The organism is Kosakonia oryzendophytica (assembly GCF_027886705.1).
GTDB classification, from domain to species: Bacteria; Pseudomonadota; Gammaproteobacteria; order Enterobacterales; family Enterobacteriaceae; genus Kosakonia; species Kosakonia oryzendophytica.
On the sequence record NZ_CP115659.1, the window covers coordinates 1519320 to 1532297 of the forward strand.

Annotated in this window: 6 protein-coding genes and 1 tRNA gene; 3 read left to right on the top strand and 4 right to left on the bottom strand. The window is 51.6% G+C overall.

All coding sequences use genetic code 11. The features are described 5' to 3' along the window. Window positions 1-6 precede the first annotated feature (6 nt). Window positions 7-1704, bottom strand: coding sequence for a sensor histidine kinase (locus O9K67_RS07445; RefSeq protein WP_071889917.1), 1698 nt, complete (start codon window positions 1702-1704; stop codon window positions 7-9). A gap of 389 nt (window positions 1705-2093) precedes the next feature. Here O9K67_RS07445 and alaC point away from each other — a divergent pair, with 389 nt between their 5' ends. Further along, the gene (alaC, locus tag O9K67_RS07450; protein ID WP_061493860.1) at window positions 2094-3335 is read left to right on the top strand and encodes an alanine transaminase; all 1242 of its coding nucleotides are present in this window, start codon (window positions 2094-2096) and stop codon (window positions 3333-3335) included. 63 nt (window positions 3336-3398) lie between these two features. Here the strand turns inward: alaC and ypdK are convergent, their stop codons facing one another. Beyond that, the gene (ypdK, locus tag O9K67_RS07455; RefSeq protein ID WP_134318594.1) at window positions 3399-3470 is read right to left on the bottom strand and encodes a membrane protein YpdK; all 72 of its coding nucleotides are present in this window, start codon (window positions 3468-3470) and stop codon (window positions 3399-3401) included. Window positions 3471-4104: 634 nt separating this feature from the next. On the opposite strand from ypdK, the gene hutH reads away from it, so the two are divergent. After that, a complete protein-coding gene (gene hutH, locus O9K67_RS07460; protein WP_061493862.1) occupies window positions 4105-5637 on the top strand; it encodes a histidine ammonia-lyase in 1533 nt (510 codons plus the stop codon). A gap of 184 nt (window positions 5638-5821) precedes the next feature. Beyond that, window positions 5822-11644 (top strand): hypothetical protein, encoded by a 5823-nt coding sequence (locus tag O9K67_RS07465; RefSeq protein WP_148654697.1) that lies wholly within the window; start codon window positions 5822-5824, stop codon window positions 11642-11644. A gap of 64 nt (window positions 11645-11708) precedes the next feature. Here O9K67_RS07465 and O9K67_RS07470 read toward each other — a convergent pair. Continuing rightward, window positions 11709-11783: transfer RNA gene (locus O9K67_RS07470), tRNA-Arg, on the bottom strand. Between the two features lie 81 nt (window positions 11784-11864). Beyond that, on the bottom strand, window positions 11865-12800 hold the full coding sequence (locus O9K67_RS07475) for a formate/nitrite transporter family protein (protein WP_061493864.1): 936 nt from the start codon (window positions 12798-12800) through the stop codon (window positions 11865-11867). Window positions 12801-12978 lie beyond the last annotated feature (178 nt).

Below are 12978 nucleotides of genomic sequence, written 5' to 3' on the forward strand. Positions count from 1 at the left end.
CTCCCGTTAAGGCAACAGCGCGGCAATCGAGGGCGCGGGCGTCGACTGGCGTGGCACGTAAAACGCGATTTCCGTCCCCGGCGTCAGGCGGCGGATATGTAACCCTTCGCCGTACAGCAGTTTTACTCGTTGGTGAACATTCAGCAGACCGATTTTATTGCCGGGCATTTCATCGGCTTCTACGCGGGCGATCATCTCCGGCGATATGCCATTTCCGGTATCACGCACGGCAATACGCACGCGGTTGCCGCACTCTTCTACGCTAATGGTCACTACCCCTTTGCCTTTACAGGGCTGAATGCCATGCACGATAGCGTTTTCTACCAGTGGCTGGATCAACAAGCTGGGGATTTCGCACCCGATCTCTTCATCAATGTCGTAAATGACGGTCAGTTTGTCGCCAAAGCGCGCCTGTTCAATCGCAATGTAATCTTTAATCTGGTAGAGCTCTTTTTTGATATCTATCTGCTCATCATCTTTTAATTCAATGTTATAGCGTAAATAACGCGACAAATTGAAGATCAATTGCCGGGCGGTATCCGGATTAAGACGAATGGATGACGAGATAGCATTCAGGGCATTAAAGAGGAAGTGCGGGTTAATTTTGCTCTGCAATGCACGTAGTTCTGCCTTATTTGCCATTTCACGCAACTGTTCGGCGCGGGACACCTCCAGTTGGGTGGAGATAATTTGTGATAACCCGACGGCCATCTCCTGTAGCGACGACGTGATTTGGTGTGCGTGGCAGTAGTAGATTTTCAGCGTCCCGGTGACGATGCCTTGTTCACGCAGCGGGATCACCAGCATGGAGTGAATCTCTGGCGTGCGGTGCGCCTCATCATTGTTTTTAATGATAATTTCGCCGGTGTTGATCGCCTGATGCGTGGTGGGGCTGATGATGTCATCACTGTCGCGGTAATTATTTTCCCCGACGCCAACATAAGCCAGAACATGGTCGACGTTGGTAATCGCGACCGCGTCGGCGTCGATATCACGACGAATGATATCGCACACCTGGCGCAGGGATTCGCTGTTAACGTTACGGAACAGCGGCAGTGTTTTATTGGCGATATCCAGTGCCAGTTTTGCCTGACGTCCTGCCATGGCCTCTTTTTCCCCTTCAACACTCTGTACCAGCAGCACAATAAACCCGATACAGACACTGCCCAGGATCATTGGTACGCCGATTTTGGAGACAATATCGAGGCCGAGCGCGGTGGAAGGCGCCCATACCACCACCAGCATCATGGTGAGGCTTTCACAGATCATGCCGCCGATAATCCCCACGCGCCAGTGTTGCGCTTTCGGGATCTTGCGGTTAATCACCCCGGACATGATCCCGGCAATAATACTGGTGATAAAGCAGGGGATCGCCGTAACCCCGCCAATATCAATCAAATAGCGATGTACGCCTGCAATCACGCCGGTAATGATACCGACCCACGGACCAAACAGAATGCCGCCGGACATCACCGCAATAATACGCACGTTGACCAGCGAACCTTCCACAGGGACACCGGACCAGGTACTGAACAGTGCGAACATGGAGAAGATGGCGGTTACGCCCAGTAACTCTTTGAAGGAGTGGGCGGTTTTATGCAGCAGCTCGCGAAACAGGCGGATACGGATCAGGAAAAACAGGCAGATCAGCATCAACGCCGCGCGATCGAAAACCGCCAACAGCATGTCGAATATTTCGTGCACGGGAAACTCATGTGAAAGGCGTCAAAAAGCTATGATAAAAAACTGCGGCCCGGATGACCAGCCGGGACATTCATTGAGTGAATGAGGAAAAACCACTATTTCAAAAGGGGATTAATTAGCGTCGAAAGCATGTGAGCGAAGACGGAGATTTGATGAAAATGTAGAGTAATTTTATTGATATCATGTTGTTAAAATATTTGTTTGATTCGGTAATAAAGGGATGGTCTTGCACTCAGGGTGGTTTTTTGGGGTTCCCCTTTTTTGTCAGAACATTATTTTTTCCTTTTCCTCTCGACAGCAGGAAATTTTTCGGGCTATGTTCTTAGCACGCCGCAATCGCGGCGACGTCGCTCGGACGGTCCGGGCGCTCACGTTATCCCGAGGAATCTATGGCTGACTTCAGTCCTGAACGCCGTTTTACGCGTATCGATCGTCTTCCCCCTTATGTTTTTAATATCACTGCTGAACTGAAAATGGCTGCGCGTCGGCGCGGCGAAGACATCATTGATTTCAGCATGGGGAATCCGGACGGTCCGACTCCCCCCCACATTGTCGAGAAACTCTGTACTGTGGCGCAGCGTCCGGATACACACGGTTACTCGACTTCGCGCGGTATTCCGCGTCTGCGTCGGGCGATTTCCCGCTGGTATCAGGATCGCTATCAGGTGGATATCGATCCGGAAACCGAAGCCATTGTGACGATTGGCTCGAAAGAGGGGCTGGCGCATTTAATGCTGGCAACGTTGGATCATGGCGATACGGTACTGGTACCAAACCCAAGCTACCCCATCCATATCTATGGCGCGGTGATCGCGGGCGCGCAGGTGCGTTCTGTACCGCTGGTAGAAGGGGTCGATTTCTTCAACGAACTGGAACGTGCAATCCGCGAAAGTTACCCGAAGCCGAAGATGATGATCCTCGGGTTCCCGTCCAACCCTACGGCGCAGTGTGTAGAGTTAGAGTTCTTCGAGAAAGTGGTGGCGCTGGCAAAACGCTACGATGTACTGGTCGTGCACGATCTGGCTTACGCCGACATTGTTTATGATGGCTGGAAAGCGCCGTCGATCATGCAGGTGCCCGGCGCGCGCGACGTCGCGGTCGAATTCTTTACCCTGTCGAAAAGCTACAATATGGCGGGCTGGCGTATTGGCTTTATGGTCGGCAATCCGGTGCTGGTTAACGCGCTGGCGCGTATCAAAAGTTACCATGACTACGGTACGTTTACGCCGTTGCAGGTCGCGGCAATCGCGGCGCTGGAAGGGGATCAGCAGTGCGTGCGCGACATTGCCGCGCAGTACAAGCGCCGCCGCGATGTACTGGTGAAAGGCTTGCATGAAGCCGGCTGGATGGTTGAGATGCCGAAAGCGTCCATGTACGTATGGGCGAAAATACCGGAGCCGTATGCAGCAATGGGGTCGCTGGAATTTGCCAAGAAGTTGCTGAAAGACGCCAAAGTCTGTGTGTCGCCGGGGATTGGTTTTGGTGATTACGGCGATACTCACGTGCGTTTCGCGCTGATTGAGAACCGCGATCGTATTCGGCAGGCGGTACGGGGTATTAAAAGCATGTTCCGCGCTGATGGCCTGCTTGCGGCAGCGCCCAAAACCACAACGGAAGATATTGAACCTTAAACCGAATCAATAAAAAAAGGAGCCGAAAGGCTCCTTTTTCTTTTCTGCATCAATAAGCTCAGGTTAGATCATCAGGGCGAATGTGCCGGCCCAAACAATGACCATCATCGAAATGCCCATAAAGAAATATTTCACGTTCATCGCTCCGCATACATTATGTATGCATTCATGACCTATCAGGACTGAGTATAGAGAGGTGAAACTACGCCAAAACGAAAATGAGAATTTTCTCCCTTTCGGCCACAGCTCCATCTCAGAATCTTGGGTGATTCCTCACCAAACGAGGCTAATGTACGCTTAATTTTTTGCCCTTACAAGAGGGTTTTTTTATTTAATTTTAGTAAGTTAGGCTGTGTCGGGGTTTGGCGACACATTAATTTCACTGCTAAATAAATTGTGCTTCAGCGAAGGAGAAAATCCATGCTGAAACGCTTCATTTCCGCCTGATTTATAAGGCTAATTTTTTGAGTCAGTTCACACTCTTCGCCAAAGCGGATTTTTGTGTCTTAAAAACGCAATAAAAGCGACATGCAAAAAAATGCATAAACACCCGTCTGCCTGGGCATATTTGTGCAGTGATTTTTGTGTCTACGGGTGTGTCACCACGAAACCGTGATTACTGGCGCACTATAAAAAAATTGTATCTTTTATGTTAAATCATGACTTGCGTGTATTTGTATAGACAAGTATATGTGTTTATATACTCACCGTGTTTTCAGGAGTGCCGCACGCAGCCTGAAAACGCAGCAACTCAGGGACTTTACCAGGCATGAAGAATCTCACCCTTATTCCCGGCCAACTGACACTGGCGCAACTGCGTGATATTTACAGCCACCCGCTTCATCTTACGCTGGATGACAGCGCGTTTGCCGCCATTGATAACAGCGTGGCGTGTGTGAATGCCATCATGGCGCAGGGGCGTACAGCCTATGGCATTAATACCGGTTTTGGTTTGCTGGCGCAGACGCGTATCGCTACCGAAGATCTGGAAAACCTCCAGCGTTCACTGGTGCTTTCCCATGCTGCGGGAGTGGGTGAGCCGCTGGACGACGCCATGGTGCGACTGATCATGGTGTTAAAAATTAACAGCCTGGCGCGTGGTTTTTCTGGTATCCGTTTGCCGGTGATCCAGATGCTGGTGGCAATGGTCAATGCGGGCGTTTATCCGTGGATCCCGGCGAAAGGTTCGGTAGGCGCATCCGGGGATCTGGCACCGCTTGCCCATATGTCGTTGACGCTGCTCGGCGAAGGTAAAGCGCGCTGGCAGGGCGAATGGTTACCGTCTGTTGAGGCGTTGAAACACGCCGGACTCACACCGCTAACGCTGGCGGCGAAAGAGGGGCTGGCGCTGCTCAATGGCACGCAGACCTCTACGGCATTCGCGTTGCGCGGGCTGTTTGAAGCGGAAGATCTGTTTGCTGCTGCAATAGTGTGTGGGGCATTGACCACAGAAGCGGCACTGGGCTCGCGTCGCCCGTTTGACGCCCGTATTCACGAGGTGCGCGGCCAAGGCGGGCAGATTGACGCTGCGGCGCTTTATCGCCACGTGCTGACCGACGATAGCGCCATTTCGCAGTCGCATCACAACTGCAATAAAGTGCAGGATCCCTATTCGTTGCGCTGCCAGCCGCAGGTGATGGGCGCGTGCCTGACGCAGTTGCGTAACGCGGCGGACGTTCTGCTGACGGAAGCGAATGCGGTGTCGGACAACCCGCTGGTGTTTGCGGCGGAAAATGAGGTGATATCAGGTGGCAACTTCCATGCGGAACCGGTGGCGATGGCGGCGGATAATATTGCGCTGGCGCTTGCGGAAATGGGCGCATTAGCGGAGCGGCGCATAGCGTTACTGATGGACAGTCACATGTCGCAGTTACCGCCATTTCTTGTGAAAAACGGCGGCGTGAACTCCGGTTTTATGATTGCACAGGTCACCGCTGCCGCGCTGGCGAGCGAAAATAAAGCGTTAGCGCATCCGCATAGTGTGGACAGTTTGCCGACCTCAGCAAATCAGGAAGATCACGTGTCGATGGCTCCAGCTGCCGGCCGCCGCTTATGGGAGATGGCCGCTAACACGCGTGGTGTGATTGCGGTGGAGTGGCTGGCCGCCTGCCAGGGGTTGGATATGCGCGAAGGGTTAACCAGTAGTCCACTGCTGGAACAGGCGCGCCACCTGCTGCGCGAGCAGGTTTCGCACTACGAAAAAGACCGGTTTTTCGCACCCGACATCGAAAAGGCCACGGCGCTTCTGGCTGCGCGGCGTTTGATGCCACTGCTGCCGGCTGTGCTACCCAGTCAGATTTGATCACCGCTGTTTCTGCAACCGGCCAGGGGGAATTTCCCTGGCTCCGGGTCCTGTGCATTAACCTTAATGAAATATCCCAATTCGCGGAACAGACCAGTAGTTGTTGTCTGACTATTGCTATTTTTAATTTTATATATTTCCGGCCATTTCTCTTTCACTCACCCTCAATCATGAGGAAAGCGTGATGCCCAGACATGCCCCTCCCTTTGAAAAAGTCAAAAGAGCGAAATATGCACATCCGAAGAAACGAGGCGAAAGGAGGCATAACCGTGGCAGGCGCGCCATAGCCGAACGCACTTTGGGGATCCCAGGATTCGCTTCGGTGGAGGATTGGATCCGCTACGAATTTGATGAGCGGGACGCCCGACTGGCAGCGGAAGCTGCAGCAGCGCCCCTGCCGCCATTGCCTGTCTTTCGCGCACGAAATCTGGCTGAGCGCTTAACACTGATGTTGTATGTGCTGAATGTTCTGGGAACCGGGATCCCGGTGGAGAGGGCGCGAACCCGTCAGCAGGAGACCGGTGTTGTAAAAGCGGGGCCGGCGACGCGAAAATCGCTGTCGGAGGCAGAAGCGAAAGTGCGTGAGCCAGCTCCAGAGGCAGAAGCAGAGGTGATAGCGAAGCCGGAGGAGGAAACGACCTATACCCCATCAACATACGATACGTCGCTGGCACCTGGCACTGCGTCTGCCGGCGATCGCGCTGCACCGACGTATATCGCCATGACGATGCTGGGCGGAGCGGGGGTAGCCACTCAGGCAGCACGGCCGGGTATAAGCGATCGTATTGCCGATATGACCCGTACAACCGGCCTGCTCATGGCTGCTGCAGCATCGCAGATCTCCCCGCGAGGGGCTGCGCAAGCAGTTGGCGCTTCCGCTCTGCTGGCAGGGCTATCATACGCCTGGTATTCGATGTTTGGTCGCAGTAATGATGAAAATGCCTCTGCTTATGAACGTCTGGCTGAACTGACCGGGATGTTAACTGAGGACGAGCGGGAGTTGATTAACTCGCTCTTTCCTGAACGAAACGCGGCTTCGCCGATTGAGGCCGTATCACCCTTCAGCCCTGGTGATATTGCAGAGCTGGAAGCGATAGTCGCGGAACTGGTGGAAGATAACATTGCCTCATCTGCATTCAGCAGCACGGATAGTGCCAGCCAGCAGCCGGAAAGCACGACCGTGATGGCAGAGGAAGCCTCCCTGGCTGCGAAATCTCGCGTTAAAAGGTCACATCTGATGGCGGAGCCCCAGGTTTCGCGTGGTATCAGAGTGAAAAAGATACTGGTAGATCCGTTCGTGACAACGGAGGCAACAGCGCCAGCCAACGCGACCGCATCAGCAAACATGACTGTACCAGCCAACGCGACAGCAGACCCCTCGTTACGCAGTGCATACTGGGCTGAAGAATATAAAGCAGCCAAGAATGGCACCTTAGAAAAATCGATATTTTTGATGCTGAGCGAAGGCCCCAAACCGGGTGATCGGGGCAGTCTGTATGTGCCCAGAGAGAGCTTCCCGCTCGCAGATGCGTGGTTCACAAGAATGGATGAATTGCAGGTCGGGACCTTCAGGCAAGAATTTCAGCAGGAGATTGAAGAGGAGTCCATTGCGAGCATCTACGATCCGCATTCAGGCGCGAAGTCTGCAGAACTGCCCGATGAACGCTGGCTACATCTGGGACGTTATTACCTTCAGCTTTACCGCAGAGCGCTGTATGACTGGGGCATGGGGCTGCTTCATATGAATGTGGAGGAGGCCAGAGATGAGGAAGTACTTGTGCAGCGCCTTGAAACGCTGACCAACAGGCTGAACGATGACTGGGAAGGTAACGCGATGGATGCGGGCGAACTGAAGGAATATGCTGCCAAAAGTAAAAAACTCGCGGAGCGTACCGCGCGGTTGGCTACCTACAGTGCTGACAGACCGTCGACAGATATCATGAAAAATACGTCATTGTCATTCAGCACGGATATACCGGCATCGGAAGTGTTCTTTGGGCAATACAGCCTGTCTTATGTCGATCTTATTGATCGATCCCGATTTTCCGGGACATTTCCGCAGTATCTCAAAATCATGCTGATAAGCCTGGTGGACCTTATTCGGGACGATACAGGTCATGTGGACCTGGTCACGCTCTATACCGCGTGGAGTATCCTGACAGTCAAACGCCTGCTACATGCGCTTGAAAACGACGATATGGTTGCCGCTTATGATTTTGCCGTGCTGGATGAGGAGTTGAACAAGATAATTAAAGAGCACATTTTCCTTCTTTGGAATGAGCAAACCCAGTCGAAATATTTCGAGTTATATAATGAGTCGATAGTGGAGGCGTTGCCGCTGTTGTGGGCAATGGAGGCGCGGCACACCAGTGAAACGGCAACCTCGCAGCCTGCGACTGTGGGCAATACAACCGTATCGACGGAACACGCGTTGCTTACCGGAGTGGACTGGGAAAACATCCGCCAGCAAGCCGAACAGGCCGAACCGATGCCTGAGCGTTTCAGTGCCGATAAATATATGCTGGATAAGCTGAAAACGATATTGGATCGGCGGATAGCAGATTTGACCGACTTTTTGGGGGAAAACATCCTCCACCCGGATCGCTATATGACGGCCTTTGTCCGGGAGTCGTTGGAGATGTATGGGCTGGAAGATAAATGGTCCGATCAGTCAATAATCACTTCCCGTCCGGTTGTACTCAAAGCCGGGGTCGGCATGGATGTAAAGGGGAAACTGACCACCACTATTCCTTCCCGCAGCTACACGCTGGTCGACATTGCCAGGGGGGTGCCGCGCAGAGATTACGGAACATCCTATACCGACGATGTGATTGAATGGCCCTCCTCGTTTCCCAGTGCGCTGAAGGAACGTCTGGGCAATATGGGGGATTTTGCTGACTGGCGAATTCAGGATGAGTTTGACCTGAACAACCCCGAGGGCGGACAAAAGGCCAGGAAAGCCTATAAGTTTATGTTGGATCGAGCGGCACTGGCGTATATCGACAGAAAAAACCGCGTATCGAAGGCTTCCCAGGGAGAGTACCATCAGCGCTATATCGATGCGGTTGAAAGTTTTCTCAAAGGCGAGACCAAAGCGGAAAGCGTGGAGTGGCATGGTGTCACCCTTGCTGATGTGATTTTTATTCCGGTTTCACCTTCTCTCGTTCCCAAGCAAAAGAAAATCGGCGTGCTACTGTCACTGTGGAACAATGATTATTGTGAAGTGCCGTGGCCTGGATTTGCCGGCAAAGTACATAAGGAAGGGAGAGGGAGAAAGGTTTCCCCTGGCGTGGTGATTGAAAAATACCCCGCGATAAAGGCCTTTATGGAGAAACACCGGACGATCCGGACGGGGAAGGCGCTGGCGAAAGTGGACGACAGTTATGACTATCGCGCAGAGCACTATGATGCACCAGCATACTCTATGGACATGACCTCCGAAGTATCTTCATCTGATTACTACCCACCTTTTATCACCTATGCAAAAACGCCGGATGTGCTCTTCGACAAGCTTATCGATATGCATCGCAAGGATCTTGTCGACCTTTACGACGATCTTATTTACTCGTCTGCGGAGCATAAACGGGCCGTTGCATTCGAATTGATTAATACGCTGGCCATTCTCTCCGGGGTGCTGCTTATGGTCGGTGGCGTAATGCTGGGCGGCCCTGCTCTGCCATGGGTAGCGGCATCTCTGGCGGTCACCCTGCTGGGAGAGGTTGTGCCAACGGCTGTGCTTGCGTCGCTGGCAGATGATGAGGAAGAGCGTGAGCTGTATATCCGTTCGATGGTGATGGCGGCGGCGTTTGAGCTGGGGGGCAATCTGGCTGGGCCTGCAATAGGCGGCGTGGTGAAAGGCACCCGGCGGCTGGCGCGTCTGGGGAATACGGCGGTGAAGGAAACGCTGCCCGACTTGTACCGGGTAGTGAAGGAAAAGCTGGTACAAGTAATGACCAAAACCGGTATCCGGCGTCTGCGCAAAGTACCGGATACGGTGACGACGATCAGCAAAGAAGCGCGCAGCGATCTCGATAAGGTCGTCGAGACGTTAAAAGCGTCGGACACGGCACGCCCCTCTGTGAAAACGAAACCGTCTGACAAAACAGACGCTGCTGCCGGATCATCGAAACAGCAGACGGATACCGGGGCTGGCGCTGCGGCAAACAACATTGCGGGGGAGGGCTTGCTGAAGCAATCAAAAACTGCCAAAAAAGTGATCAGTAAAATGCGCGAATTGGGATTTAAATCTGATATCCGTATCCTCACCCGATGGAAAAAAGGAAGCACTACGGATGAAGTGATAAACCAATATTTTGTGCAAGGGAGAAGAGGTAATGATCGGGTGGTGGTACAGATGTTTTCCGATAATAATGAATTCTCATATATTTATTTTGATGAGAATGAATGGCTCCAAACAGTGATTAAGAAAAGTAAGCAGACTGATGATGTGACTGGCTATTATGATGTCAAAAATGATGCTGATTTTTCAGAGTTATTTGAAGAGTTTGAGCCTATGACGGAAGCGGCGGGTAGTCTCCCACTAAAAGATTATCCCGTGGATGGGGTACTGATTTATACCTCGCAAGAATACAAAAATAGCGTGAAAAGCACGGGGTTGGATTTCGATGATATGCAGGAATTTTTTGAGAAAACGCTTGGCGTGGAAAAAGGTGCGGAAGCAGAAACATCGCTTTCTGCTTCTATCCGACAAGCGTTAAAAGAAAATCCGGAGTTACAGTCTTCTCTGAAGAGCCTGCCGTTTTTTGCAGATGTACCGGTTAATTTATCGCAAGGCGATCTCATTATGAAATATGCCGCTTTATTGAAAGAGATCGGTCCGGATATAACCAAATTCAGGCCGATCATGCAAGATCTGGCGCTCAATCTCAGAGATCCCACTAAAATCAAGAACCTGACAAATTTTTATAACTACGAATTACAAAATAGTGGCTTCCAAATAGCTGCGCCTGATTTTATAACCTATAAAGCAAATGTGGGTAAAAAATGGTGGGGGAGATTTATACCCTCGAAAAATATTGATAAAGTTGAAACGGCGTTTAATAAGACATATACCCGGGCGGATCAACTTTCCGCACTGCTTGGACAAGCAAAAGCATCGCCAGAATTGCGTGATGCGATCCTCGTAGTGCTGGCCAGGTATTTAAATACGCCCGATGCTACGATCCTTGGGGAAGCTTATCAACGGCTTGATGAATTATCGAGTCGGCTTTACCAACAAGCACATTATCATGTGAAAGAGACCAAGCTCAGCCGTGTTGTACCCGTTACAGCAAGTGAGGGTGATATATCGCAAACGGTGGCTTTTGTTTATGAGCGGGATCCTTCTGCACGCATTATGTTAGTTTTCCCCACGGTATTAGAAGAGAAAGGGATTAAAAACACGCTTCTTCATGAGATGACCCATCATGCCATTGGGTCTGAGGACTATGCCTATATTGCCGACTTAGGAAAAAAATTCCCCAATTTAAAACAGCATCATTTTAGATTCGGTGAATCAAGATGGGAATCATTCAGTCCGCATGCAACATTAGGCCGTACAGCACAAACATCTGCCGAGTATCTGGTCAATGAACTTCCGCCATTAAATACCCTGGACCGCGCAATAGCGCAGGCCCGAGCGCTATTTCTGGCTATGGAGCGGGCTTATACCAAAATGAACAATGCAGACTCATTGGTCGTACTGATTAATGAACTGCTCAGTAGTTTCAAATTCAAGTGGGTTGGCGATGAGAAGACCGGACACTGGGCGATTACATTGGCAACCGGTAGCAGAACACGCCGTTCAGTTGATGAAGAGGATGCCTTTATGAAAGAACTGGTGGACAATTTGACAGCCACACAGCTTGCGCAAGCGCTCGACTTTAGCGTTGCCGGTATCTTCACCGATGAAGAGATTAAAAAATTCGGTCTTGAACTGACCGATTCCGCCGGGACGAACACGACACAGGCAATGAACACGACACAGGCCATCACACCGGATGCCTGACGCGCTTGTGATAATCAGCCGGGAGAGCAAATAACGTGAAGATTTAAGCAATAAAAGGATGCTCTGGTGTCCCCTGCAGGAATCGAACCTGCAATTAGCCCTTAGGAGGGGCTCGTTATATCCATTTAACTAAGGGGACAGGGCGGCTGGAGTATAACGTCATTTGCGCGCCACGTTAAGCGCGCAGGCCGCCAAGTGATTAAACTGTCACCGTTTATGCTTATTTTTCCGCACCCTTGTTCTGGTGCTTTTCCTCTTCGGCCCTGGCTTTCGCCTCAGCCTTACGAGCGTTGATCATATCGTTGCGGATTTGCGCATGGCTGAGCAGGGCGAAAATAAAGGTCCCGCCGCAAATATTTCCGGCGAGCGTCGGTAGCGCGAAAGGCCAGATAAACTCGCTCCAGTGCAGTGTGCCGTTAAAAACCAGATAAAAAATTTCCACCGCCCCCACCACAATATGCGTGGTATCCGCCAGTGCAATAAGCCAGGTCATCAGAATGATTACCACAATCTTCGCCGCGCCAGCTGAAGGAAACATCCACACCATGGTGGCGATGATCCAGCCGGAAATAATCGCGTTGGAGAACATTTCGCCCGGCGTGTTTTTCATCACATCCATGCCGATTTTGACAAAAGCATCGCGCGTCTGTTCATCAAAAATCGGCATATGCTCAAATGCCCAGGCCGCAATCGCCGTGCCGATAAGATTCCCCAACAGCACCACGCCCCACAAGCGCGTCATCAGACCAAAATTCACCCAACCGGGGTTTTGCATGACCGGCAATACGGCTGTCACTGTGTTCTCGGTAAACAACTGCTGGCGCGCCATGATGACGATGATAAAACCAAAGGTATAACCGAGGTTTTCCAGCAAGAAACCGCCGGGTACGCCATCAAGCTGAACGTGAAATATCCCTTTTGCTAGCAGAGATGCCCCCATTGATAGCCCGGCGGCGATAGCCGACCAGAATAGCGCCATTGCATCGCGTTCCAGCTCTTTCTCGCCATCCTGACGAATATGTTCGTGAATTGCCATGGCGCGAGAGGGGAGCCTGTCTTCATCCAGTTCGATTTTTTCGCCACGCTTTTTTTCGTCGCTCTCGACGGCGATCTCTTTACTCTGCGTGTCGATTTTCTCTTCTTTTATTGCGTCCACTAAAACCTCACTTGTTCTCTGCAGATGCAATTAAGCGTAGCGAGTTTCTGTGGCGATTCGTGGCGGTATCGTCCTAAAGTACAGGGGGAAAGCAACAATGGTGATACGTCGTCGGGAAAGTATGTATAAAATTGTCAACGCAGCGCACCGCTGAATGCGGGCTATGCTGAAATGAAGA

Bases quoted from the DNA above. Each gene is read 5' to 3' on its own strand.
- O9K67_RS07465 (WP_148654697.1), top strand. From the start codon at position 5,822: ATGCCCAGACATGCCCCTCCCTTTGAAAAAGTCAAAAGAGCGAAATAT.
- hutH (WP_061493862.1), top strand. From the start codon at position 4,105: ATGAAGAATCTCACCCTTATTCCCGGCCAACTGACACTGGCGCAACTG.
- alaC (WP_061493860.1), top strand. From the start codon at position 2,094: ATGGCTGACTTCAGTCCTGAACGCCGTTTTACGCGTATCGATCGTCTT.